Below are 24,897 nucleotides of genomic sequence, written 5' to 3' on the forward strand. Positions count from 1 at the left end.
GAAAAACGACCTGCGTTGCCATCGCTGCGTTAGATACAGGCTCGGAATGCGCATTTGCACCGGTAAAGTCGTTCGCGACTCCGAGCACTTCCTCGCCTGTACCTGTGGGCCGCCATCGGCCTGGCGCTGGCCGCCTCGTCTAGGGTTTTCAGCGGTCTGTTAAGTCTCTGTTGCAGTTTTATCCATCCCGCGGGGCGCATATTGCGCCCCGCGTCATAAGCGGGCGGCGTCATTCATGCTCAACAAATACCCTTTGTGGAAGTACCTGCTGATCGCAGCTGTGCTGATCGTCAGTCTGATTTATTCCGCACCCAATCTTTACCCCGATGATCCGGCGATCCAGATCAGCGGGGCCAGTTCGGCGCAGACCATCGCGCAGGCCGATCTCGACCGCGTCAGCAGGGCGCTGACCGAGGCGGGGATCGAGGTCAAGGCATCGAACGTGGGCGAGCAGGGCCGCAGCGGCCTGATTCGCCTGGTCAGCCAGGGCGACCAGCTGCCAGCCAAGGATGTCGTGCGCAAGACCCTGGGCGACAATTTCGTGGTGGCCCTGAACCTTGCCCAGACCACGCCCGAGTGGCTGCGCAGTCTCGGCGCGAGCCCCATGAAGCTGGGTCTCGACCTCTCCGGTGGTGTGCACTTCCTGCTCGAAGTCGACATGGACAAGGCCTTGGAAGTGCGTCGCCAGGTCTACGAGGGCGAACTCAAGAGCCTGCTGCGCAAGGAGCGTGTGCGTTATCGCAGCATGCCGCAGCAAGGTGGCGCCATTCAGCTGGGCTTCGCTGACGCCGAGACGCTGGCCAAGGCCGAGCAACTGATTCGCAAGGATTACAACGATTTCGAACTCAACGCCCAGGAGCGTGGTGGCCAGCAGGTGTTGCGTGTCACCCTGACGCCGGCCAAGATCGCGGAAATTCGCGAGTACTCGATTCGCCAGAACTTGACCACGGTGCGTAACCGGGTCAACGAGCTCGGCGTCGCCGAGCCACTGGTGCAACGCCAGGGTGCCAATCGCATCGTGGTCGAGCTGCCGGGTGTGCAGGACACGGCCGAAGCCAAGCGTATCCTCGGCAAGACCGCCAACCTGGAGTTCCGTCTGGCGGCCGACCCGAATGCGCCGCGTGGCACCACCGAGCAGTTCGGCTTCCGCGAGGAAGGCCGCCCGCCGGTGCAGCTCGAGCGTGAGCTGATCATCACCGGTGACCAGGTGACCGACGCCCAGGCCAGCTTCGACGAGAACGGTCGCCCGCAGGTCAACATCCGCCTGGATGGCCACGGTGGTGACCTGATGAACCGCGCCACCCGCAGCAACGTCGGGCGCAGCATGGCGGTGATCTTCATCGAGCAGCGCCCGCAGACCCGCTACGTGAAGCAGATGGTCGACGGCGTCGAACAGGAAGTGCAGGTCGACTCCTTCAAGGAGGAGAAGCAGATCATCAGCCTGGCGACCATCCAGTCGCCGCTGGGCAGCCAGTTCCGCATTACCGGTCTGAACGGCCAGGGTGAGTCGTCCGAGCTTGCGCTGTTGTTGCGCGCCGGTGGCCTGGCCGCGCCAATGTACTTTGCCGAAGAGCGCACCATCGGCCCGAGCCTGGGTGCCGAGAACATCGTCAAGGGCATCGAATCCACCGAGTGGGCGATGGTCTTCGTGTCGTTGTTCATCATCGCCATCTACCGTTTCTTCGGTGTCCTGGCCACCATCGCCCTGGCGTTCAACCTGACCCTGCTGGTCGGCCTGATGTCGGTGATCGGTGCAACGCTCACCCTGCCAGGCATTGCCGGTATCGTGCTGACCCTGGGCATGGCGGTCGATGCCAACGTGCTGATCTTCTCGCGGATTCGCGAGGAGCTGGCCAAGGGCCTGAGCGTTCAGCGGGCGATCCATGAAGGTTTCGATCGCGCCTACTCGGCAATTCTCGACAGTAACCTGACCACGCTGCTGGTCGGCGCGATTCTGTTCGGGCTGGGTACTGGTCCGGTGAAAGGCTTCGCTGTGACCCTGTCGCTGGGCATCGTCACCTCGATGTTCACCGCGATCATGTTCACTCGCGGCATGGTCAACCTGATCTTCGGTGGCCGTAACTTCAAGAAACTGTGGATTTGAGGTGAGATCATGAAGTTACCTTCACGAATTCCGTTCATGGCGATACGCAACATCGCGTTCGCCGTCACCGTGGTTATCAGCCTTATCGGTCTGGGTAGCCTGTTCAAACATGGTCTTAATTTCGGTCTGGATTTCACCGGCGGAACGTTGATCGAGCTGACCTACGAGCAGCCGGCGGATCTGGAGCTGATCAAGCGCGAGCTGGGTCAGGCCGGTTACGCTGACGCCGTGGTGCAGAGCTTCGGTTCCACCACCGACGTACTGGTGCGCCTGGCCGGCGACTCGCCCGATCTGGGCAACGAAGTGGCCAGCGCGCTGCGCAAGATCGACACCGAGACCTCGTTCGAGGTCAAGCGCGTCGAGTTCGTCGGCCCGCAGGTGGGCGAGGAGCTGCGTGACCAGGGTGGCCTGGCCATGCTGCTGGCGCTGGGCGGCATCTTGCTGTACCTGGCCTTTCGTTTTCAATGGAAGTTCGGTGTCGGCGCGGTCGGTTCCCTGGCGCACGACATCATTGTCACCCTTGGCATACTGGCATTCTTCAAGGTGCCCTTCGACTTGACCGTGCTGGCTGCGGTGCTGGCGATGGTGGGCTACTCGCTGAACGACACCATCATCATCTACGACCGGATTCGCGAGAACTTCCGGATGATGCGCAAGGCCGACATCATCGAGAACATCGATGTCTCGGTGACCCAGACCCTGCTGCGTACCATTGCCACCTCGCTGTCGACCGCCCTGGCGCTGATCGCGTTGCTGGTGTTCGGTGGCGACAGCCTGGGCGGCTTCGCGCTGACCCTGCTTATCGGTGTGGTAGTGGGTACCTACTCTTCGGTGTACATCAGTGCGCCGGTGCTGATCTGGCTGAAGTTGACCTCCGAGGACCTGATCCCTCCGGCCACTGATGCCGAGGGTGTCGACGAGCGCCCATAAAGCGTGATTCGCTCATCATCTGTGCTGCATTAAAGGCGGGCGACAAGGGAACTTGTCGCCCGTTTTACATTTCCAAGGCTGGGAGTAGGGCGCATATAGGCGCTGCAGTTGTGATCAGGAGAATCGCATGAACAAGTCATTGTTGGTTGGTGCTGTGCTGGGTGCCGTTGGTGTCACTGCAGGTGGTGCTGTCGCGACCTATAGCATGGTGAGCGGACCCAAGTACGCCGAGGTTCTGGCGGTCAAGCCGGTGACCGAGACCATCAAGACCCCCCGTGAAGAATGCCGTGACGTGGCCGTTACCCGTCAGCGCCCGGTACAGGATCAGCATCAGATCGCCGGTACCGCTATCGGCGCCGTGGTCGGTGGTCTATTGGGTAACCAGGTAGGCGGCGGTAATGGCAAGAAGATCGCTACCGTGGCAGGCGCGGTGGGCGGCGGTTATGCCGGCAACAAGGTGCAGGAAGGCATGCAGGCGCGTGACACCTACACCACTACCGAAACCCGCTGCAAGACCGTCCACGACACCAGTGAGAAGATCGTCGGCTACGACGTCAAATACGACCTGGATGGCAAGGTAGGCCGTGTGCGCATGGACGAAGAGCCGGGCAGCAAGATTCCGGTTCGCGACGGCAAGCTGGTACTGGCTGACTCCGAGTCGGGCGAGTGATCCGCTCGGCGGGCTGAAGAAAAGGCGCTCCCGAGAGCGCCTTTTTCATGGGCGATAAAAAACCGGCCTTGGGCCGGTTTTTTTGATTCAGGTCTTCAAGGTCTAGCGAGCTAGAGCCATGCGGGGCCTAGGCGGCCCTGAAAAACAGGCGGGGGAAGCGGAGTGTACTTTTGTACAGGAGCGTTCCGAGCCTGCTTTTAGCGCCGCAGTGCCGACGCGCAGCAGACTTTCGCCAGCCCTTAGCGCTTGAGCGATGCCGACAGGTGCGGCTGAATCGCGGTCAGTACGGCCTTGAAGCACTTGGTGTTGCCGGCAACGATCTGGCCCTTCTCGAGGAATTCGTGGCCGCCGCTGAAGTCGCTGACCAGGCCGCCCGCTTCCTGGATCAGCAGGGCGCCGGCTGCCATGTCCCACTCGGACAGGCCGAATTCCCAGAACGCATCGAAGCGGCCGGCGGCGACGTAGGCCAGGTCGAGGCTGGCGGCGCCGGCGCGGCGTACGCCGGCGGTCTGGCCCACCAGGCTGCGGAACATGCCCAGGTAGTTCTCGAGGTTGTCCAACTGGTCATTGCGGAACGGGAAGCCGGTGCCGAGCAGGGCGCCGTCCAGGCTCTTGCGGTTGCTGACGCGCAGGCGGCGACCGTTCAGGGCGGCGCCCCGGCCGCGGCTGGCGGTGAATTCTTCCTGGCGAACCGGATCGATGATCACGGCGTGCTCCAGGCGGCCGCGGTATTTGCAGGCCAGGCTGACGGCGAAGTGCGGGACGCCGCGAACGAAGTTGGTGGTGCCGTCGAGCGGGTCGATGATCCACTGGTAGTCAGCGCCTTCGCCGCTGCCTTCGAGCAGGCCGCCTTCCTCGCCGAGAAAGCTGTGGGTCGGGTACGCCTTGCGCAGGGCCTGGACAATCATCAGCTCGGCCGAGCGGTCGATCTCGGTCACGTAGTCCTTGGCGTCCTTTTCATCTACGGCGATGACGTCCAGGCGTTCGATTGAGCGGAAGATCATTTCACCGGCGCTACGGGCTGCGCGCAGCGCGATATTCAGCATGGGCTGCATGGAAGTTCACCTGGGGTCGTAATAAAGCCGGCCATTCTAGCAGAAAAGCCCGGCGCATGAAGTGCCGTCGGTGTCCTGCATGACACAAAGGAGGGTGCTTCTGTAAGATTTGTCACCTCATTTATCCGACGCGGGCTTCTACCTTGCTGCAGAACATTCGAGTGGTACTGGTCAATACCAGTCATCCCGGCAATATCGGCGGGGTGGCCAGGGCCATGAAAAACATGGGGCTGTCGCGCCTGGTGCTGGTCGAGCCGCGCCAGTTTCCCAGTGAGGAGGCGGTCGCCCGGGCCTCCGGCGCTACCGATATCCTCGATTCCGCCCAGGTGGTGTCCTGTCTCGAAGAGGCCCTGGTCGGCTGCAGCCTGGCCTTTGGCACCAGTGCCCGGGAGCGGCGCATTCCCTGGCCGTTGATCGATCCGCGTGAATGCGGCGTGGCGGCGGTGCAGAAGGCTGTCGAGGGTGGCGAGGTGGCGCTGGTGTTCGGCCGTGAGCACGCTGGCCTGACCAACGAAGAACTGCAGCGTTGCCACTTTCACGTGCACATCCCTTCCGATCCGGCGTTCAGCTCGTTGAACCTGGCGGCTGCCGTGCAGGTGCTGACCTACGAGGTGCGCATGGCGGCCCTGGCTTGCGAAAGTGCCCCGGTCGCGCCGCAGCAGGATGCGCCCGTGGAGGAAGGTGATCAGCCGGTGACGGCGGATGAGATGGAGTCCTTCTACGGGCATCTGGAGAAATCGCTGGTGGAAATCGGCTTTCTTGATCCCGCCAGCCCGCGGCACCTGATGAGTCGCCTGCGCCGCCTGTATGGGCGAGCCGAGGTGACCCGCCTGGAAATGAATATCTTGCGCGGCATCCTGACCGAGACCCTCAAGGCCGCGCGCGGTGAGCACCATAAACGGGGAAAGACTGATGTTTGAGCGCATGCGGGAAGATATCCAGGGTGTATTCCATCGTGATCCGGCGGCGCGCAATGCCTTCGAGGTGGTCACCTGCTACCCCGGGCTGCATGCGGTGTGGCTGCATCGTGCCGCCCACGCGCTCTGGGCCTCTGGCTGGAAGTGGCTGGCCCGTGGTGTGTCGAATTTCAGTCGCTGGTTGACCGGGATCGAGATTCACCCGGGGGCGGTGATCGGCCGGCGTTTCTTCATTGACCATGGCATGGGGATCGTCATCGGTGAGACCGCCGAGATCGGCGACGACGTGACGCTCTATCAGGGCGTGACCCTGGGCGGCACCAGCTGGAACAAGGGCAAGCGCCACCCGACGCTCGAGGATGGCGTGGTGGTGGGAGCTGGCGCCAAGGTGCTCGGCCCGTTCACCGTGGGCGCGGGTGCCAAGATCGGCTCCAACGCGGTGGTCACCAAGGCGGTGCCGGCGGGTGCGACCGCGGTCGGCATCCCGGCCAAGATCATCGTCAAGGGCGATGACGGGCTCGAGGCGCAACGCCAGGCCATGGCCGACAAGCTGGGCTTCGATGCCTATGGGGTCAGCCAGGACATGCCCGATCCGGTGGCCCGTGCGATCGGCCAGCTGCTCGATCACCTGCATGCGGTCGACAATCGCCTCGAAGGCATTTGCGGCGCGCTGGGTAAGCTGGGCAGTGACTACTGCGCCAAGGATATGCCGCAATTGCGTGACGAGGATTTCGCCGGCGTCTGCAAGGAGCAGGGCGACAAGCCGGCGGCGTGATGCGGGGCGGGTCTGGCTTTGCTATGATCCGCCGCCACTTTGCGTGGAGAGGGATTCTAAATCCGAGTGTTTTGGTTGGTCTTATAGTTGACTCAAATACTCGGAAAAGGGGATAATCGCTTCACATTGTGAATCCTTGGTAACCCTTCATGCGACTGACTACCAAAGGCCGCTACGCCGTGACTGCCATGCTCGACCTGGCGCTGCATGCCCAGAACGGGCCGGTATCCCTCGCCGATATCTCCGAGCGTCAGGGCATTTCCCTTTCGTATCTCGAGCAGCTATTCGCCAAGCTTCGTCGTGGAAGCCTGGTTTCCAGCGTACGCGGGCCGGGTGGTGGCTATCAGCTGTCGCGCAACATGCAGGGCATCCAGGTCGCGGAAGTGATCGACGCGGTCAACGAATCCGTCGATGCCACGCGGTGTCAGGGGCAGGGTGGTTGCCACTCCGGCGACATCTGCCTGACCCACCACCTGTGGTGCGACCTGAGCCAGCAGATTCACGAGTTTCTCAGCGGCATCAGCCTGGCCGACCTGGTCACGCGCCGCGAAGTGCAGGAAGTCGCCCAGCGTCAGGATCAACGTCGCTGCGCCAACAACGGCAGGGCGCACCATCTGGATAAGATTGAAGCGTCCACCGTCGATTGAGCACGCAAGGCGCCGGCCTGATACCTGATTAGGAGATACCGAAAAAATGAAATTGCCAATCTACATGGATTACTCTGCGACAACGCCGGTCGACCCGCGCGTTGCGCAGAAAATGATCGAATGCCTGACCAATGAAGGCAACTTCGGCAACCCGGCTTCGCGCTCCCACGTATTCGGCTGGAAGGCCGAGGAAGCGGTCGAGAACGCCCGTCGCCAGGTGGCCGAACTGGTCAATGCCGACCCGCGCGAAATCGTCTGGACCTCCGGTGCCACCGAGTCCGACAACCTCGCCATCAAGGGCGTCGCTACCTTCTACGCCAGCAAGGGCAAGCACCTGATCACCTCGAAGATCGAGCACAAAGCGGTGCTCGACACCATGCGTCAGCTCGAGCGTGAAGGTTTCGAAGTCACCTACATCGAGCCCGGTGAAGACGGCCTGATCACCCCGGCCATGGTCGAGGCGGCGCTGCGCGAGGACACCACGCTGGTGTCGATCATGCACGTCAACAACGAGATCGGTACCGTCAACGACATCGCCGCGATCGGCGAGCTGCTGCGTGCCCGTGGCGTGTTCTTTCACGTCGATGCCGCGCAGTCGACCGGTAAGGTCGACATCGATCTGCAGGCGCTGAAGGTCGATCTGATGTCCTTTTCGGCGCACAAGACCTATGGCCCGAAAGGCGTCGGCGCGCTGTACGTACGCCGCAAGCCGCGTATTCGTCTGGAAGCCCAGACCCACGGTGGCGGCCACGAGCGTGGCATGCGTTCCGGTACCCTGGCGACCCACCAGTGCGTCGGCATGGGTGAAGCCTTCCGTATCGCCAAGCAAGAGATGGCTGCCGAGAACGCCAAGGTACTGGCGCTGCGCGATCGCTTCTTCAAGCAGGTCGAGGCCTTGGAAGAGCTGTACGTCAACGGCAGTATGACCGCCCGCGTGCCGCACAACCTGAACCTGAGCTTCAACTACGTCGAAGGCGAGTCGTTGATCATGGCCCTCAAGGACCTGGCGGTTTCGTCCGGTTCGGCCTGCACTTCGGCGTCCCTGGAGCCTTCCTACGTGCTGCGTGCCTTGGGCCGCAACGACGAGTTGGCGCACAGTTCGATTCGCTTCACCTTCGGCCGCTTCACCACCGAAGAAGAAGTCGACTACGCCGCGGAGAAGGTCTGCGAGGCCGTTACCAAGTTGCGCGAACTGTCGCCGCTCTGGGATATGTTCAAAGAAGGTGTCGACATTTCCAAGGTGGAATGGGCAGCACACTAAAAGCTGCCGGTGAGCGGCGCCTGATGAGAGAGGATTGATAACATGGCTTACAGCGAAAAGGTCATCGACCACTACGAGAACCCGCGCAACGTCGGCAAGATGAACGCGGAAGACCCGGACGTCGGCACCGGCATGGTCGGCGCGCCGGCCTGCGGCGACGTGATGCGCCTGCAGATCAAGGTCAACGAACAGGGCGTCATCGAAGATGCCAAGTTCAAGACCTACGGCTGCGGTTCGGCCATCGCCTCCAGCTCCCTGGCCACCGAGTGGATGAAGGGCAAGACGCTGGACGAGGCGGAAACCATCAAGAATACCCAGCTCGCCGAAGAGTTGGCGTTGCCGCCGGTGAAGATCCACTGCTCGGTGCTCGCCGAGGACGCCATCAAGGCGGCCGTGCGCGACTACAAGCAGAAGAAAGGTTTGCTCTAAGGAGGTTTGTCGATGGCCATCAGCATGACTCAAGCCGCTGCCCAGCATATCCGTCGCTCGCTCGACGGTCGTGGCAAGGGTGAGGGCATCCGTCTCGGGGTTCGCACCACCGGGTGTTCCGGCCTGGCCTACGTGCTGGAGTTCGTCGACGAAACCGCCAGCGAAGACCAGGTGTTCGAAAGCCATGGCGTCAAGGTGATCATCGATCCTAAGAGCCTGGTATACCTCGACGGCACCGAGCTGGACTTCGTGCGCGAAGGGTTGAACGAAGGCTTCAAGTTCAACAACCCGAACGTGCGCGGCGAGTGCGGCTGTGGCGAAAGCTTCAACATCTGATGAAGCGATCAGGCCCCTGTCACTTCGCCCTGTTCGAGCTGCAGCCGAGCTTTCGGCTGGATCTCGATCAGCTTGCCGCCCGTTACCGTGAGCTGGCGCGCAGCGTGCACCCGGACCGTTTCGCCGGTGCGCCCGAGCGTGAGCAGCGCGTGGCGCTCGAGCGTTCGGCAAGCCTCAACGAGGCTTACCGCACGCTGAAGAGCGATTCGCAGCGCGCGCGTTACCTGCTGGCGATGCGCGGCCCTGAGCTGCCGCTGGAAGTCACCGTGCAGGATCCCGACTTCCTTATGCAGCAGATGCAGTGGCGTGAAGAGCTCGAAGACCTGCAGGACGAAGCCGATCTGGCTGGCGTGGCCGCCTTCAAGGGCCGTCTGAAAGTCGCCCAGCAGGCGCTGAACGAATGCTTCGCCGAGGCTTGGGAGGACGATGCGCGCCGAGAAGAGGCCGAGCGCCTGATGCGCCGCATGCAGTTTCTCGACAAGCTTTCCCACGAGGTGCGCCAGTTGGAAGAGCGCCTCGACGATTAATGCTCGCGCGGCTGCCGTGGCCGCGCCTGATACCCAGATAAGCACCGACTACCTATGGCTTTATTGCAGATTGCTGAGCCCGGCCAGAGCCCTCAACCTCACCAGCGTCGCCTGGCGGTAGGGATCGATCTGGGCACCACCAATTCCCTCGTGGCGGCCGTGCGTAGCGGCGTCAGCGAGCCATTGCCCGATGCCGAGGGGCGCCTGATTCTGCCATCGGCCGTGCGCTACCGCGCCGATCGCGTCGAAGTGGGCGAGGCAGCTCGTCTTCAGGCCGCCAGTGACCCGTTCAACAGCATCCTGTCGGTCAAGCGCCTGATGGGTCGCGGCCTTGCCGATGTGAAGCAATTGGGTGAGCAACTGCCTTACCGCTTCGTGGCGGGCGAGTCGCACATGCCGTTCATCGACACCGTGCAGGGCCTGAAAAGCCCGGTCGAAGTGTCCGCCGATATCCTCAAGGTGTTGCGCCAGCGTGCCGAAGCGGCCCTGGGTGGCGAGCTGGTTGGGGCGGTCATTACCGTGCCGGCCTATTTCGACGATTCCCAGCGCCAGGCCACCAAGGACGCTGCGCGTCTGGCCGGCCTGAACGTGCTGCGCCTGCTCAACGAGCCGACTGCCGCTGCGGTGGCCTACGGTCTCGACCAGAAAGCCGAAGGCGTGGTGGCCATCTATGACCTGGGCGGCGGTACCTTCGATATTTCCATTCTGCGTCTGACCGGCGGCGTGTTCGAAGTGCTGGCGACCGGGGGCGACAGCGCCCTGGGCGGCGATGACTTCGACCATGCCATCGCCAGCTGGGTCGTCGAGCAGGCCGGTCTCTCGGCCGATATCGAGCCTGGCGCCCAGCGCAGCCTGCTGCAGGCGGCCTGCGCCGCCAAGGAAGCGCTGACCACCGCCGATAGCGTCGAAGTGGCGTACGGACAGTGGCGGGGCGTGCTGCCCCGCGCCGACTTCCAGGCACTGATCGAGCCGATGGTGGCGCGCAGCCTGAAGGCCTGCCGCCGCGCCGTTCGCGACGCCGGTATCGAGGTCGAGGACGTCGGTGCGGTGGTCATGGTCGGCGGCTCGACCCGTGTGCCGCGGGTGCGCGAGGCGGTTGGCGAGCTGTTCGGCCGTCCGCCGCTGACCGATATCGACCCGGATCAGGTGGTCGCCATTGGCGCCGCGATCCAGGCCGATGCCCTGGCCGGCAATCGCCGGGCCGATGGTGAAGAACTGCTGCTGCTCGATGTCATCCCGCTGTCCCTGGGGCTGGAAACCATGGGCGGGCTGATGGAAAAGGTGATTCCGCGCAACACCACCATTCCGGTCGCTCGCGCCCAGGAATTCACCACCTACAAGGATGGCCAGAGCGCCATGATGATCCACGTGCTGCAGGGCGAGCGCGAGCTGATCAGTGACTGCCGCTCCCTGGCGCGCTTCGAATTGCGCGGCATTCCGCCGATGGTGGCGGGGGCAGCGAAGATTCGGGTGACCTTCCAGGTCGATGCCGACGGTCTGCTCAGCGTCAGCGCCCGCGAACTCGCCTCGGGCGTCGAAGCCAGCATTCAGGTCAAGCCGTCCTACGGCCTCACCGACGGCGAGGTCGCGCGCATGCTGCAGGACTCCTTCCAGCATGCCGGTGGCGACAAGGCCGCCCGTGCCTTGCGCGAGCAGCAGGTCGACGCCCAGCGCCTGCTCGAGGCGGTCGAGGGTGCACTGCAGGCTGATGGCGAGCGTTTGCTGGATGCCGAAGAGCGTATGGTGATCGAGCTGCAGATGCAGGAGTTACGTGATTTGTTGATGGGCACCGATGGCCTGGCCATCGAGCAGCAGACCAAGCGTCTGTCGCAGGTGACCGATGCCTTTGCCGCCCGGCGTATGGATTCGACGGTTAAAGCCGCGCTGGCCGGGCGCAGCCTGAATGAGATCGAGGAATAAGCGATGCCCGTGGTAACTTTTCTGCCCCACGAGAAATTTTGCCCTGAAGGGCTGGTGGTCGAGGCGCCCTCCGGTACCTCGATTCTGGAACTGGCCCACGAGCACCATATCGAGATGGAAAGCGCCTGTGGCGGCGTGTGTGCCTGCACCACCTGCCACTGCATCGTGCGCAAGGGGTTCGACTCGCTGAACGAGGCCGACGAACTTGAAGAGGATTATCTGGACAAGGCCTGGGGGCTGGAAGCGCAGTCGCGCCTGGCCTGCCAGGCTATCGTCGGTGAGCAGGACATCACCGTCGAGATCCCCAAGTATTCGCTCAATCACGCCGCTGAAGCGCCGCACTGATCAGGAAACCACGACATGAGCCTGAAATGGGTTGATGTGCTCGAAATCGCCATCCAGCTCGCCGACAGCAAGCCGGACGTCGATCCCCGTTATGTCAATTTCGTCCAGCTGCACCGCTGGGTGGTCGAGCTGCCGGAGTTTTCCGACGACCCGCAGCGCGGCGGCGAGAAGGTCCTCGAAGCCATTCAGGCTGCCTGGATCGAAGAAGCGCAGTAAGCGTGGGCTGGACGATATCCAGCCTTTTATGCCGAGCAGGTGCCACCTCGGGGCATCGCTCTTATGCTTTTGACTGGAACCCGCGTATAATTCGCGGGTTTAATTTTTGGCTTTAATCCACCGTTTCTGGAGTTTCCCAATGGCTGTTCAACGTACCTTTTCCATCATCAAGCCGGATGCCGTTGCTAAGAACGTGATCGGCAAGATCACCACTCGCTTCGAAGAAGCCGGTCTGCGCATCGTTGCTTCCAAGCAGCTGCAACTGTCCGAGCGCGAAGCGGCCGGCTTCTACGCCGAGCACAGCGAGCGTGGTTTCTTCAAGGATCTGGTCGCCTTCATGACCTCCGGTCCGGTTATCGTTCAGGTGCTGGAAGGCGAGAACGCCATCGCCAAGAACCGTGAACTGATGGGCGCCACCAACCCGAAAGAAGCCGCTGCCGGCACCATCCGTGCCGACTTCGCCGTTTCCATCGACGAGAACGCGGTTCACGGTTCCGACTCGGAAGCTTCCGCTGCTCGCGAAATCGCTTACTTCTTCTCCGCTACCGAGATCAACGCTCGCATTCGCTAAGGCGAAGCGTGCGAAGGTGACGTCATGACCGACACGAATGGCAAGATCAACCTGCTGGGCCTGACCCAGCCGGAAATGGAGCAGTTCTTCGACAGCCTCGGAGAGAAGCGCTTTCGTGCCGGTCAGGTCATGAAGTGGATTCACCACTTCGGCGTCGATGATTTCGCCGCCATGACCAATGTCGGCAAGGCCTTGCGCGAGAAGCTCGAGGCCGCCGCCTACATTCGCGGACCCGAAGTGGTCAGCGAAGACATTTCCTCCGATGGCACGCGCAAGTGGGTAGTGCGCGTGGCGTCGGGCAGCTGCGTGGAGACCGTGTACATTCCCCAGGGCGGGCGTGGCACCCTGTGCGTTTCCTCGCAAGCGGGCTGTGCTCTGGATTGCAGCTTCTGCTCCACGGGCAAGCAAGGTTTCAACAGCGACCTGACCAGCGCCGAGATCATTGGCCAGGTATGGATCGCCAACAAGTCGTTCGGCAGCGTGCCGGCGAAGATCGACCGTGCCATCACCAACGTGGTGATGATGGGCATGGGCGAGCCGCTGCTGAATTTCGACAACGTCGTCTCTGCCATGAAGATCATGATGGACGACCTGGGCTACGGCATTTCCAAGCGCAAGGTCACCTTGTCGACTTCCGGCGTGGTGCCGATGATCGACAAGCTCGCCGAGGTCATCGACGTGTCCCTGGCGTTGTCGCTGCACGCGCCCAATGACGAGCTGCGCAGCCAGCTGGTACCGATCAACAAGAAGTACCCGCTGGACATGCTGCTGGCCGCCTGCAAGCGCTACGTTTCCCGCCTCGGCGAGAAACGTGTGCTAACAGTCGAATACACCCTGCTCAAGGACGTGAACGATAAACTCGAGCACGCCGAGCAGATGGTCGCGCTGCTGGCCGACGTGCCCTGCAAGATCAACCTGATTCCCTTCAACCCGTTCCCCCATTCGGGTTACGAGCGTCCTAGCAACAATGCGATTCGCCGTTTCCAGGAGCTTCTGCAGAAGGCCGGACACAACGTCACGGTGCGTACCACCCGTGGCGAGGACATCGATGCTGCCTGCGGGCAACTGGTCGGCCAGGTCATGGACCGCACCCGTCGTAGCGAGCGCTATATTGCCGTGCGCCAGCTGAATGCCGATGCCGAGGCGGCGCGTCCCACCGCCAGCCGTAACTGAGAGGATCTCCATGACCGTGCTGCGTTCCCTGCTGTTCTTGTTCGGTGCCTGTCTGCTCGCCGCGTGCGTATCCACTGGCGACGTCGACCCGATGAAAACCCCTGAAGGGCGCAAGAAGGCCTACGACTCGTTCGTGCAGCTGGGCATCGGTTATCTGCAGCAGGGCGAGACCGGGCCGGCCAAGGTGCCGCTGAAGAACGCGCTGGATATCGACTCCTCGGCTCCCGATGCCCATGCCGTGCTGGCCCTGGTGTTCCAGCGCGAGATGGAGCCCAAGCTGGCCGATGAACATTTTCGCAAGTCGCTGTCCAAGAACCCCAGGGATGCACGTCTGCTGAACAACTACGGCGGCTTCCTGTTCGAGCAGAAGCGCTACAAGGAAGCCATGGAGCGCTACAGCCTGGCCGCCGAAGACAGCCTCTATCCCGAGCGCGCCCGGGTGTTCGAGAACATGGGCATGACCGCCATGATGCTCAACCGGCGTCAGGAGGCCAAAGGCTATTTCGAGCGTTCGTTGCGCCTCAACAGCCGCCAGCCGCGGGCCTTGCTGGAAATGGCCAATCTCTCCTTTGAAGATCGCGAATACGTGCCGGCGCGCAGTTATTACGAGAGCTTCAGCGCCATTTCCGAGCAGAACGCCCGCAGCTTGTTGCTGGGCGCGCGCCTGGCCACGATCTTCGAAGATCGTGACCGTGCTGCCAGCCTCGGCCTGCAGTTGAAACGTCTTTATCCCGGTACGCCGGAATATCAGCAATATCTGTCGGAGCAAAGATGAAAGCGGCCCAACCCGAAGTTGCAGCAGCTCATCGCGTCAATCCTGGAGAAGCCCTGCGTGCAGCGCGTGAGAGCCGAGGCTGGTCGGTGGCGGAAGTCGCCACCCAGCTCAACCTCACGCCGATGCGCCTGAGCCAGCTGGAGGCTGGCGAGTTCGAGAAACTGCCGGGCAACACCTTCTCCCGTGGTTATATCCGCGCCTACGCGAAGTTGCTGGGCCTGGAGCAGGCGCCCCTGGTGGCCGACTTCGATCAGTTCACCGGCAGCAACGCCACCGGCAGCAGCGTGCATGCGCTGGGCCGCATCGAGGAGCCGACACGCTACTCGCAAAGCATCCTGCGCCTGGTCAGCTTTTTGCTGCTGCTCGGCGTTGGCGGCGCCTGTTTCTACTGGTGGCAGGATCAGGGCTGGCAGCTCGACGACCTGAAGAACGTCGGCCTGGGCCATGTCGAAGTCGACGGCGCCGACGGCAGCACCCAGATTCATCCGCTCGACGAGCCGGAAGACCAGGCCGTCGCCGCGGCGCAGAATCAGGGTACCGAATTGCCGTTGCCAGGGGTTCCGGCCGAGCAGGCCGAGGAAGCCCCGAGCGAAACGCCGCCGGCCACCGCTACCGAACTACTGGAGCAGAACCCGCCAGCTGGCCAGGCCGCGCCCGCTGAGCAGGCTCCTGCTGCGCCTGCCGAATCGACTGCACCTGTGGCGCCAGCCGCACCGGCTGCCCAGGCGCCTGCCACCGCAGCCGCTCAGCCCCAGGCCCCGGTCGCTGCCGGCGAAGGCTTGGTCAGCATGAAATTCACCGCCGATTGCTGGATCCAGGTGACCGATGCCAATGGCAAGGTGGTCGCCAGCGGCTTGAAACGCGGCGGTGACAGCCTGGATGTACGTGGCCAGGCGCCCATGGAACTGCGCCTGGGCTTTGCCCGCGGCGCCCAGGTGACCTACAACGGTGCTGCTGTCGATGTGACGCCGCATATCTCCGGTGAAACCGCACGCTTGAAGTTGGGTGGGCAGTAATATGCACGGTGAATCACCGATCAAACGTCGGCTCTCTCGCAAGATCTGGGTCGGCTCGGTACCGGTCGGCGGCGATGCCCCGATTGCCGTACAGAGCATGACCAACACCGACACCAATGATGTCGCCGCCACCGTCGAGCAGATCCGTCGCCTCGAGGCGGCCGGTGCCGACATCGTGCGCGTCTCGGTACCGGACATGGACGCCGCCGAGGCCTTCGGGCGCATCAAGCAGCAGGTCAACCTGCCGCTGGTGGCCGACATCCATTTTGACTACCAGATCGCCCTGCGGGTGGCCGAGCTGGGCGTCGACTGCCTGCGCATCAACCCGGGCAACATCGGCCGTGAGGATCGCGTCAAGGCGGTGGTCGAGGCGGCGCGCGACAAGGGGATTCCGATTCGCATCGGCGTCAACGCCGGCTCCCTGGAAAAGGACCTGCAGAAAAAATACGGTGAGCCGACGCCCGAGGCGCTGGTCGAGTCGGCGCTGCGCCATGTCGAGCATCTCGACCGTTTGAATTTCCCCGATTTCAAGGTTAGCGTGAAGGCCTCCGACGTGTTCATGGCCGTCGAAGCCTATCGCCTGCTGGCCAAGCAGATCGAGCAGCCCCTGCACCTGGGCATCACCGAAGCCGGCGGCCTGCGCTCCGGTACCGTGAAGTCCTCGGTGGGCCTGGGCATGCTGTTGGCCGACGGTATCGGCGACACCATCCGCATCTCCCTGGCTGCCGATCCGGTGGAAGAGATCAAGGTCGGTTTCGATATCCTCAAGTCGCTGCGCCTGCGCTCGCGGGGCATCAACTTCATCGCCTGCCCGAGCTGCTCGCGCCAGAACTTCGACGTGGTCAAGACCATGAACGAGCTGGAAACCCGGGTCGAGGACCTGCTGGTGCCGCTGGACGTGGCGGTGATCGGCTGCGTGGTCAACGGCCCCGGCGAAGCCAAGGAAGCCCATATCGGCCTGACCGGTGGCACGCCGAACAACCTGGTGTACATCGATGGCAAGCCGGCTTCCAAGCTGACCAATACCAACCTGGTGGATGAGCTGGAAAAGCTGATTCGCGAAAAGGCGGCCGAGAAGGCCGCAGCCGATGCGGCCGTGATCGTGCGCGGCTGATCCGTGCTTAAGGAAAACAAGTGAGCAAGTCCCTGCAAGCCATTCGTGGCATGAACGATATCCTGCCGCAGCAGACCCCGGCCTGGCGTTACCTGGAAACCACCCTGGCGGCCTTGCTGGACAGCTACGGCTATCAGGAAATCCGCCTGCCGATCCTCGAGTTCACCGACTTGTTCGCCCGCGGCATCGGTGAAGGCACGGACGTGGTCGACAAGGAGATGTACACCTTTCTCGACCGCAACAACGAATCCCTGACCCTGCGCCCGGAAGGCACCGCCGGCTGCGTGCGCGCCGTGCTCGAGCATGGCCTGACCGGTGGCGGTCAGGTGCAGAAGCTTTGGTACGCGGGCCCGATGTTCCGTTACGAGAAGCCGCAGAAGGGCCGTTATCGCCAGTTCCACCAGATCGGCGTGGAAGTCTTCAACCTGCCCGGGCCGGACATCGATGCCGAGCTGATCACCCTGACCTGGCGCCTGTGGAAGCAACTGGGTCTGGGCGATGCGGTGACTCTGCAGCTCAACAGCCTGGGTTCCAGCGAAGCCCGCGGTGTGTACCGTGATGCGCTGGTGGCCTACCTGCGCGAGCGCTTCGACCAACTCGACGAAGACAGCCAGCGGCGCCTGACCACCAACCCGCTGCGCATCCTCGACAGCAAGAATGCCCAGACCCAGGCGTTGCTCGCCGATGCCCCGACGCTGCACGACTATCTGGACGACGAGTCCCGCGAGCACTTCGAAGGCCTCAAGGCGCGTCTGGATGCCGTCGGCATCAAATACGAGATCAACCCGAAGCTGGTGCGTGGCCTGGATTACTACGGCCGCACCGTGTTCGAGTGGGTGACCGACAAGCTCGGCTCCCAGGGCACCGTGTGCGCCGGTGGCCGTTACGACGGGCTGATCACCCAGTTCGGCGGCAAGCCGACCCCGGGCGTGGGCTTTGCCATGGGTGTCGAGCGTCTGGTGCTGCTGCTCGAAACCCTGCAGTGCGTACCCGCCGAGTTGAACCGCCCGGCCGATGCCTTTATCTGCGCCTTCGGCGAGGCGGCCGAGCTGGCGGCACTGGCACTGGCCGAGGACATACGTAATCAGGTTCCGGGGCTGCGTCTGCTGGTCAATGCCGGTGGTGGCAGCTTCAAGAGCCAGTTCAAGAAGGCCGACAAGAGCGGCGCGCTGTATGCTCTGATTCTCGGTGAGGACGAACTGGCCAAGCGCGTGGTAGGTTGCAAACCTTTGCGTGACGACAGCGAACAACAAAGCATTGCCTGGTCGGATCTTGCCGACCATCTGGCATCCTGCATCCAGCAGGCTTGAGCGATTTAGCGATTAAGGAGTATTGGGGTGGCGTTGAACAGCGATGATGATGAACTGGCCGGCCTGAAAGACTGGTGGAATCGTAACGGCAAGCCATTGCTGGCGGGCGGCGCCCTGGCGCTGATCGCGGTATTCGGCTGGCAGGGTTGGCAGAAGTATCAGACCAACCAGGCGCAGGGCGCATCGGTGATCTATCAGCAGCTGCTGGAGTCGGCCATGACCCCCAGCGGTCAGCCGGACGCCGCCAAGGTGGCCGCCCTTGCCGGTGAGCTGAAGAAAGACTTCGGCGGCACCCAGTACGCCCAGTACGGCAGCCTGTTCGTGGCCAAGGTCGCGGTCGAATCCGGCAAGCTGGACGACGCGGCGACTGAGTTGCGCAGCGTGGTCGACAAGCCGGCCAACGAGACCCTGGGCGAGCTCGCTCGTCAGCGTCTGGCCCGTGTACTGGCCGCCCAGGACAAAGCCGACGAAGCGCTCAAGCTGCTCGACGGCGACGCCGATCAGGCCTTCCAGGCCAGCCGTGAAGAGCTCCGGGGTGACCTGCTGGTGAAGCTGGGTCGTACCGACGACGCCCATGCCGCCTATGTGAAAGCCAAGGGCGCGTTGGCTGAAGAAGCTGCCGTCGGTGGTCTGCAGTTGAAGATCGACGACCTGGCCAAAGGGGATGCATGACGTGATGCGTTGGAAGAATGCCGCACTGCTGGCCCTGGCCGTTCTGGCCGTGGGTTGCAGCAGCAACAGCAAGAAAGAACTGCCGCCTGCCGAGCTTCCCAAGTTCACCGAGGAAGTGAAGCTGCAGAAAGAGTGGAGCCGCTCGATCGGTAACGGTCAGGGCGACATCTACAACATGCTCGAGCCGGTGGTCGATGGCGAGCAGATCTTCGCCGCCGACGTTGAAGGCCTGATCGTGGCCATGGACCGCATGACCGGCAAGGTCGCCTGGAAGCAGGAGCTGGACGTTCCGGTTTCCGGTGCCGTGGCGGCTGGCTATGGCATGGTCGTGGTCGGCACCCTCAAGGGTGAAGTGATCGCCCTGGATTCGTCCAGCGGTGAAGAGAAGTGGCGCGCCCGCGTGCCGAGCGAAGTGCTGTCCGCCCCGGCCATCAGCAGCGACACCGTGCTGGTGCAGACCCAGGATGACACCCTCGTCGCGCTGGATGCCTACAGCGGCCAGCAACGCTGGATCTTCGAGAACACCCCGGCGGTGCTGACCCTGCGCGGCACCGGCAGTCCGCTGCTGACCAATCAGCTGGCCATCGCAGGCCTGTCCAGCGGCAAGGTCATCGCCCTGGACGCGCAGCGCGGCATCCCGGTCTGGGAACAGCGCGTGGCCATTCCCCAGGGCCGTTCCGAGCTCGACCGCATCGTCGATATCGATGGCGGCCTGCTGCTCTCCGGTGGCCAGCTGTACGTGGTCACCTACCAGGGCCGCGTCGCGGCACTGGACCTGCAGAGCGGTCGGGTGATCTGGCAACGCGAGGCGTCCAGCTCCATGGGTGTGGCCCAGGGCTTCGGTAACGTGTACGTGACACTGGCCAGTGGCACCGTGGAAAGCATCGACGAGCGTTCGGCGTCGGCACTGTGGAACAACGACGCCCTGGCACGCCGCCAGCTGTCGTCGCCTGCGGTGTTCTCCAGCTACGTCGCCTTTGGTGATCTGGAAGGCTACCTGCACCTGATCAGCCAGGTCGATGGACGCTTCGTCGGTCGTACCCGTATCGACAGCGACGGCCTGCGTGCGCGCCCTCTGGTGGTTGGCGACTGGCTGTATGCCTTCGGTAACGGTGGCAAGCTGGTGGCCCTGACCATCAAGTGAGCCCCGGCCCTGCTGGTCTGGCAGCGCCAGGCGAGCAGAGCAGCTAGGCTGTCTACGAAAAGTACCTGCGCTCGGTGATGCTTCGTTAAAAATCGGTTCGGACTGCTCATTTACAGCTCGTAAACTCCGCGTCCTCACCGATTTTTGCCTCGCCTGACCTTCGCTCGGGGACTTTTCGCACGCAGCCTGGTGCGAGATTTGTGGCCGCTGCCTGTGCAGCGGCTTTTGTATTTTTTGAAATAACGAAGTGGAGAGCCGAATGGTTCCCGTAATTGCCCTGGTGGGCCGGCCGAACGTCGGCAAATCCACCTTGTTCAACCGCCTGACCCGCACCCGCGACGCGATCGTCGGGGACCTTTCGGGTCTGACCCGCGACCGCCAGTACGGCGAGGCCAAGTGGCAGGGGCGCACCTATATCGTGATCGACACCGGGGGTATCTCCGGTGACGAGGAAGGCATCGACGCTAAGATGGCCGAGCAGTCCCTGCAGGCCATCGAGGAAGCCGACGCCGTGCTGTTCCTGGTCGACGCCCGTGCCGGGTTGTCCGCCTCCGACCAGATGATTGGCGAGCACCTGCGCAAGCGCAACAAGCGCAGCTTCCTGGTGGTCAACAAGGTGGACAACCTCGATCCGGACCTGGCCCGCGCCGAGTTCTCGCCCCTGGGTATGGGCGAAGCCCTGCCGATCGCCGGTGCCCATGGCCGTGGCATCACCCAGATGCTCGAAGCCGCCCTGGGCAGCTTTCCCAAGGATGCCGGCGAGCCGGAAGAGAGCGAGGAGGCCGAAGTGGTCGCCGAGGGCGAGGAAGCCAAGCGCATTCCCGGCCCGAGCGAGAAGGACGGCATCAAGCTGGCCATCATCGGCCGCCCCAACGTCGGCAAGTCGACCCTGGTCAACCGCATGCTCGGGGAAGACCGGGTCATCGTCTACGATCAGGCCGGCACCACCCGCGACAGCATCTACATTCCCTTCGAGCGTGATGACGAGAAGTACACGCTGATCGACACCGCTGGCGTGCGCCGCCGCGGCAAGATCTTCGAGGCGGTGGAGAAGTTCTCGGTGGTCAAGACGCTGCAGGCCATCCAGGACTCCAACGTGGTGGTATTCGTCATGGACGCCCGTGAAGGGGTGGTCGACCACGATCTCAATCTGCTCGGCTTCGTGCTCGAGAGTGGCCGCGCCCTGGTCATCGCCCTGAACAAGTGGGACGGCATGGAGCCCAGCGAGCGTGACTACGTGAAGACCGAGCTGCAGCGCCGGCTGTTCTTCGTCGACTTCGCCGATATCCACTTCATCTCGGCGCTACATGGCACCGGCGTTGGTCACTTGTACAAGTCGGTGCAGGCCTCGTTCAAGTCGGCGATCACCCGCTGGCCGACCAGCCGCCTCACGCAGATCCTCGAGGATGCCGTGCAGGAGCACCAGCCGCCGCTGGTCAACGGTCGCCGCATCAAGCTGCGCTACGCCCACCTGGGGGGCGCCAACCCGCCGCTGATCGTGATCCACGGTAACCAGGTCGACGCCGTGCCGCGTGCCTACTCCCGTTACCTGGAAAACACCTACCGTCGTGTGCTCAAGCTGGTCGGCACGCCGATCCGCATCGAGTACAAGGGTGGCGAAAACCCCTATGAAGGCAACAAGAACACCCTGACCGATCGCCAGGTGAACAAGAAGCGCCGCCTGATGAGCCACCACAAGAAGGCCGAGAAAAAGCGCAAGGACAAGCGCTGACAGCTCCTGGTAATCAGCAGGTGTTGAAGGAGGGGTAGCTACAGCAGTAGCTACCCCTTTTTCGTTCTGGCGGCTCCCACCAATCGTCATGGGCATCGTTCCGTTGCCGCTACCGGTCATGAACGAAAAAGCTGGGGCACTCTGCGCCGTTTCAAGCCACTAACCCAGAACCCCATCGCCACAAGCAAGGAGTCATGATGAATGTTTTGATGGTGCTGACCTCCCATGATCAGCTCGGCAACACCGGCGCGAAAACCGGCTTCTGGCTCGAAGAATTCGCGGCGCCTTACTACGTGTTCAAGGATGCCGGCGCCACCGTCGTGCTCGCCTCGCCGGCCGGTGGCCAGCCGCCGCTGGATCCGAAAAGCGATGCGCCCGACGCGCAGACCGACGCTACACGCCGCTTCAAGGCCGACGCCGAGGCGCAGCGTGAGCTGGCCAGCACCGTGAAGCTGGATTCGGTTAACCAGCAGGATTTCGATACGGTGTTCTACCCGGGTGGCCACGGCCCGCTGTGGGACCTGGCCGAGTCGCGCGAGTCGATTGCCCTGATCGAAGCCTTCGAACGCGCCGGCAAACCCATCGGTTTCGTCTGCCACGCGCCGGGTGCGCTGCGCCACGTCAAGGCGGCCGATGGCAGCCCGCTGATCAAGGGCCGGCGGGTCACCGGTTTCAGCAACAGTGAAGAAGCCGGCGTGCAACTGACCGACGTGGTGCCATTCCTGATCGAAGACGAGTTCCAGAAACTGGGCGGCCAGTATGAAAAGGGCGAGGACTGGGGCTCCTTCGTGATCGAGGATGGCAAGCTGGTCACCGGCCAGAACCCGGCCAGTTCGGAAGCCGCCGCCGAGGCGCTGCTGGCCAAGCTCAAGTAGGCCTTGGCAACGCTGGCGCCACCTCCTGGCGCTGCAGCCACGCATGAAACGGTTGTGAGGGAAGGGCCTGTAGGTGATTATTTAATGCAATTGTGAGTGAATCGCAGTTGGATTATGATCGCGGCCCCTCCCATCTGGACCTTCTTTTCATGCGCTGGAGTCGTGCTTCAATCTGCCTGTTGTCCCTGTGTTCCGTCGGCATTCATGCCGCTTCGCTGACCGTGCCGGATGACGGCACGCTGGAACTGCCCGACTCCGTCGTTACCGGCAGCGCAGAAAGCGCCACCGGCCCCGTGCAAGGCTATGCGGCGACGCGCTCGGCCAGCGCCACGCGCACCGATACCGCCCTGCACGAAACGCCCCAGTCGGTCAGCGTGGTACCGCGTGACGTGATCGACGACATCTCCGCCACCCGCCTGCAGCAGGCACTGGACCAGGCTGGTGGCGTTGGTCGTGCCAACAACTTCGGTGGTCAGGGCCTGACCAACTTCACGGTGCGCGGCTTCACCTCCGCCGAGTTCTACCGCAACGGTTTTCCGATCAACCGTGGCTATCCCAATTCGCCGGACGCCAACACCCTGGAGCGCGTGGAAGTGCTGCGCGGCCCGGCGGCGACGCTGTATGGCCGTGGCGACCCCGGCGGCACCTTCAACGTGGTCACCAAGCAGCCGCTGGACGAGCAGCGCACCACAGTCGGCAGCCAGTTCACCGACCAGGGCCTGCGCCGTGGCACCCTGGACACGGGCGGCCCGCTGGACGAAGAAGGCCGCCTGGCCTATCGCCTGAACGTGGTGGGCGAGGGCGGCGACAGCTTCCGTGACGATGTGGAGAGCGAGCGCTACGGCATCGCCCCGGTGCTCAGCTGGCAGGTGTCCGACGCCACGCGCATCACCTTCGAAGGTGATTTCATGCGTAACAACCACCCGCTCGACCGTGGCCTGACTCACTACCCGGGTCAGCGTGGGCAGCCCAGCCATTCCACCTATTACTGGGAGAAGGGCACCGACAACAAGCTGCATAACGACAATGACATGGTGCAGTTGCGCTTCGAGCATCAGCTCAATGACGATTGGTCGTTGGCCGGCGGTTACCAGTACCTGGACGGCTCGCTCAAGGGCAACGCGGTGGAGGCCAACGGCATTGCCGCTGATGGCGTGACGCTGAATCGCAACTTCAACTACCGCAAGCTGGAGTGGACCGATCACGATTTCCAGCTCAACCTGACCGGCCACTTCGAGACGATGGGGCTGGCCCACACGCTGATCACCGGGGTCGAGTACGAAGATTACGATTACAGCTCAATCATCAATCGCTCCACCGCCGCCTACCCGATCAATATCTTCGATCCGGTGCTCGGCCAGCCCCGTCCCGCGCTCGGCAATATCACGACCCATGATCGCGAGAACCTGAAAACCTGGGCCGCGTTCGTGCAGGACCAGATCGCCCTGACCGAGCGCTTCAAGGTGCTGGGCGGCGTGCGCCTGGAGCGCTTCGAACACAAATACGATGATCTACGGGTAAACAACGCAGACTGGGAAAAGGCCGACAACGCAGTGACCCCGCGTGTCGGCGTCATCTATGACCTGACCGATAGCGTTGCCGTCTACGCGAACGCCTCCAAATCCTTCAAACCCAACTCGGGTGCGGCGCGCCTGAGCGGTGGTTTCGATCCCGAAGAAGGCAAGGCCTACGAGCTCGGCATGAAGTGGGCGGCGCTGGATGGCCTGCTGAATATCGATACGGCGGTGTTCCATACCATCAAGGAAAACGTGCAGACAGTCGACCCGGTCGATCCCAACTTTCGTATCGCCGCGGGTGAAGTGCGCAGCCGTGGTTTCGAGATCAACGTGGCCGGTGAGCTGACGCCGGAGTGGCGGGTGATCGGCGGCTACGCCTATGTGGATGCCGAGGTCACGCGTGACAACTCACTGCCTAAGGGAACCCGCCTGGCGAATATCCCGCGTAACGCCTTCAACCTCCTGAGCGTCTACGAGTTTCGCGATGGGGTCTGGCGTGGCCTGGGGCTGGGTGCCAACCTCAAGTACGTGGATGACCGTGCCGGGCAGACGGCCGCAACCACCTACACGATGAGCGATTACACGGTTACCGACCTGCTGAGCTTCTACAAGGTCAACGAGCAGCTGCGGCTGAACCTGGACGTGCGCAACCTGTTCAACAAGGGTTACGAGGAAGGATCGTTCAACGCCTACGCCTACCCGGGCGAGCCGCGCACCGTGCAGACCGGCTTCACCTACACCTTCTGATAACCCGTGGCGCTAGAACCTGTTCATGATCGTTCAGGCCCGATTCGTCGATTTTGGCAGCTAAGTGGCGCAAGCGATCATTTGCAGTGGTGGGCTAAAGCCCACCCTACAGATCGTGC

The 24,897-nt window shown here is 63.0% G+C and carries 25 protein-coding genes; 24 read left to right on the forward strand and 1 reads right to left on the reverse strand.

What is annotated here, in order from left to right:
* Positions 1 to 235 precede the first annotated feature (235 nt).
* The 3 genes from secD (at position 236) to SA190iCDA_RS08550 (ending at position 3,704) form a co-directional block, all read left to right on the forward strand.
* Positions 236 to 2,104, forward strand: coding sequence for a protein translocase subunit SecD (gene secD / locus SA190iCDA_RS08540; protein WP_070887892.1), 1,869 nt, complete (start codon positions 236 to 238; stop codon positions 2,102 to 2,104).
* Between the two features lie 9 nt (positions 2,105 to 2,113).
* Complete coding sequence (gene secF, locus SA190iCDA_RS08545) at positions 2,114 to 3,034, forward strand: protein translocase subunit SecF (RefSeq protein WP_070887891.1); 921 nt, start codon at positions 2,114 to 2,116, stop codon at positions 3,032 to 3,034.
* 127 nt (positions 3,035 to 3,161) lie between these two features.
* Complete coding sequence (locus SA190iCDA_RS08550; protein WP_070887890.1) at positions 3,162 to 3,704, forward strand: glycine zipper 2TM domain-containing protein; 543 nt, start codon at positions 3,162 to 3,164, stop codon at positions 3,702 to 3,704.
* A 239-nt stretch (positions 3,705 to 3,943) separates the two neighbouring features.
* On the opposite strand, the gene suhB is transcribed toward SA190iCDA_RS08550, so the two are convergent.
* Positions 3,944 to 4,759, reverse strand: a complete 816-nt coding sequence (gene suhB, locus SA190iCDA_RS08555; RefSeq protein WP_070887889.1) for an inositol-phosphate phosphatase — start codon at positions 4,757 to 4,759, stop codon at positions 3,944 to 3,946.
* Positions 4,760 to 4,902: 143 nt separating this feature from the next.
* On the opposite strand from suhB, the gene trmJ reads away from it, so the two are divergent.
* The 21 genes from trmJ to SA190iCDA_RS08660 all read left to right on the forward strand — a co-directional run bounded on the left by trmJ (position 4,903) and on the right by SA190iCDA_RS08660 (position 24,778).
* The gene (trmJ, locus tag SA190iCDA_RS08560) at positions 4,903 to 5,679 is read left to right on the forward strand and encodes a tRNA (cytosine(32)/uridine(32)-2'-O)-methyltransferase TrmJ (RefSeq protein ID WP_139159562.1); all 777 of its coding nucleotides are present in this window, start codon (positions 4,903 to 4,905) and stop codon (positions 5,677 to 5,679) included.
* Positions 5,672 to 6,451 carry a serine O-acetyltransferase gene (cysE, locus tag SA190iCDA_RS08565; protein WP_070887887.1) on the forward strand — a complete coding sequence of 260 codons (780 nt, stop codon included), beginning with the start codon at positions 5,672 to 5,674 and terminating at the stop codon, positions 6,449 to 6,451. The genes trmJ and cysE overlap by 8 nt, the downstream gene beginning before the upstream one ends.
* A gap of 149 nt (positions 6,452 to 6,600) precedes the next feature.
* Positions 6,601 to 7,098 (forward strand): Fe-S cluster assembly transcriptional regulator IscR, encoded by a 498-nt coding sequence (gene iscR / locus SA190iCDA_RS08570; RefSeq protein WP_070887886.1) that lies wholly within the window; start codon positions 6,601 to 6,603, stop codon positions 7,096 to 7,098.
* Between the two features lie 46 nt (positions 7,099 to 7,144).
* A complete protein-coding gene (locus SA190iCDA_RS08575; RefSeq protein WP_070887885.1) occupies positions 7,145 to 8,359 on the forward strand; it encodes an IscS subfamily cysteine desulfurase in 1,215 nt (404 codons plus the stop codon).
* A 42-nt stretch (positions 8,360 to 8,401) separates the two neighbouring features.
* Entirely contained in the window at positions 8,402 to 8,788 is a 387-nt protein-coding gene (iscU, locus tag SA190iCDA_RS08580) for a Fe-S cluster assembly scaffold IscU (RefSeq protein WP_002552476.1), read from the forward strand.
* Positions 8,789 to 8,800: 12 nt separating this feature from the next.
* Positions 8,801 to 9,124: an iron-sulfur cluster assembly protein IscA gene (gene iscA / locus SA190iCDA_RS08585; RefSeq protein WP_070887884.1), complete on the forward strand. Its 324-nt coding sequence runs from the start codon at positions 8,801 to 8,803 to the stop codon at positions 9,122 to 9,124.
* Positions 9,124 to 9,651 (forward strand): co-chaperone HscB, encoded by a 528-nt coding sequence (gene hscB, locus SA190iCDA_RS08590; protein WP_070887883.1) that lies wholly within the window; start codon positions 9,124 to 9,126, stop codon positions 9,649 to 9,651. The genes iscA and hscB overlap by 1 nt, the downstream gene beginning before the upstream one ends.
* 54 nt (positions 9,652 to 9,705) lie before the next feature.
* Positions 9,706 to 11,571 carry a Fe-S protein assembly chaperone HscA gene (gene hscA / locus SA190iCDA_RS08595; protein ID WP_070887882.1) on the forward strand — a complete coding sequence of 622 codons (1,866 nt, stop codon included), beginning with the start codon at positions 9,706 to 9,708 and terminating at the stop codon, positions 11,569 to 11,571.
* Between the two features lie 3 nt (positions 11,572 to 11,574).
* Positions 11,575 to 11,916 (forward strand): ISC system 2Fe-2S type ferredoxin, encoded by a 342-nt coding sequence (fdx, locus tag SA190iCDA_RS08600; protein WP_070887881.1) that lies wholly within the window; start codon positions 11,575 to 11,577, stop codon positions 11,914 to 11,916.
* Positions 11,917 to 11,931: 15 nt separating this feature from the next.
* Positions 11,932 to 12,132 carry a Fe-S cluster assembly protein IscX gene (gene iscX, locus SA190iCDA_RS08605; protein WP_013792386.1) on the forward strand — a complete coding sequence of 67 codons (201 nt, stop codon included), beginning with the start codon at positions 11,932 to 11,934 and terminating at the stop codon, positions 12,130 to 12,132.
* Positions 12,133 to 12,271: 139 nt separating this feature from the next.
* Positions 12,272 to 12,703, forward strand: a complete 432-nt coding sequence (ndk, locus tag SA190iCDA_RS08610; RefSeq protein ID WP_013792385.1) for a nucleoside-diphosphate kinase — start codon at positions 12,272 to 12,274, stop codon at positions 12,701 to 12,703.
* Positions 12,704 to 12,727: 24 nt separating this feature from the next.
* Entirely contained in the window at positions 12,728 to 13,876 is a 1,149-nt protein-coding gene (rlmN, locus tag SA190iCDA_RS08615) for a 23S rRNA (adenine(2503)-C(2))-methyltransferase RlmN (protein ID WP_070887880.1), read from the forward strand.
* Between the two features lie 10 nt (positions 13,877 to 13,886).
* A complete protein-coding gene (gene pilW / locus SA190iCDA_RS08620; RefSeq protein ID WP_070887879.1) occupies positions 13,887 to 14,651 on the forward strand; it encodes a type IV pilus biogenesis/stability protein PilW in 765 nt (254 codons plus the stop codon).
* Positions 14,648 to 15,667, forward strand: coding sequence for a RodZ domain-containing protein (locus SA190iCDA_RS08625; protein ID WP_070887878.1), 1,020 nt, complete (start codon positions 14,648 to 14,650; stop codon positions 15,665 to 15,667). The genes pilW and SA190iCDA_RS08625 overlap by 4 nt, the downstream gene beginning before the upstream one ends.
* A gap of 1 nt (position 15,668) precedes the next feature.
* A complete protein-coding gene (ispG, locus tag SA190iCDA_RS08630; RefSeq protein ID WP_070887877.1) occupies positions 15,669 to 16,781 on the forward strand; it encodes a flavodoxin-dependent (E)-4-hydroxy-3-methylbut-2-enyl-diphosphate synthase in 1,113 nt (370 codons plus the stop codon).
* A 20-nt stretch (positions 16,782 to 16,801) separates the two neighbouring features.
* On the forward strand, positions 16,802 to 18,091 hold the full coding sequence (gene hisS / locus SA190iCDA_RS08635) for a histidine--tRNA ligase (RefSeq protein WP_070887876.1): 1,290 nt from the start codon (positions 16,802 to 16,804) through the stop codon (positions 18,089 to 18,091).
* A 33-nt stretch (positions 18,092 to 18,124) separates the two neighbouring features.
* Positions 18,125 to 18,763: a tetratricopeptide repeat protein gene (locus SA190iCDA_RS08640; protein WP_070887970.1), complete on the forward strand. Its 639-nt coding sequence runs from the start codon at positions 18,125 to 18,127 to the stop codon at positions 18,761 to 18,763.
* Positions 18,756 to 19,907 carry an outer membrane protein assembly factor BamB gene (bamB, locus tag SA190iCDA_RS08645; protein ID WP_070887875.1) on the forward strand — a complete coding sequence of 384 codons (1,152 nt, stop codon included), beginning with the start codon at positions 18,756 to 18,758 and terminating at the stop codon, positions 19,905 to 19,907. Before SA190iCDA_RS08640 ends, bamB begins: the two co-directional genes overlap by 8 nt.
* Before the next feature lie 259 nt (positions 19,908 to 20,166).
* Positions 20,167 to 21,639, forward strand: a complete 1,473-nt coding sequence (der, locus tag SA190iCDA_RS08650; protein WP_070887874.1) for a ribosome biogenesis GTPase Der — start codon at positions 20,167 to 20,169, stop codon at positions 21,637 to 21,639.
* Positions 21,640 to 21,836: 197 nt separating this feature from the next.
* On the forward strand, positions 21,837 to 22,514 hold the full coding sequence (locus tag SA190iCDA_RS08655) for a type 1 glutamine amidotransferase domain-containing protein (RefSeq protein WP_070887873.1): 678 nt from the start codon (positions 21,837 to 21,839) through the stop codon (positions 22,512 to 22,514).
* A 149-nt stretch (positions 22,515 to 22,663) separates the two neighbouring features.
* Positions 22,664 to 24,778 (forward strand): TonB-dependent siderophore receptor, encoded by a 2,115-nt coding sequence (locus SA190iCDA_RS08660; protein ID WP_070887872.1) that lies wholly within the window; start codon positions 22,664 to 22,666, stop codon positions 24,776 to 24,778.
* The last annotated feature ends 119 nt before the right edge of the window (positions 24,779 to 24,897 follow it).

Source organism: Pseudomonas argentinensis (genome assembly GCF_001839655.2).
In the GTDB taxonomy this organism is placed as follows: Bacteria; Pseudomonadota; Gammaproteobacteria; order Pseudomonadales; family Pseudomonadaceae; genus Aquipseudomonas; species Aquipseudomonas argentinensis_B.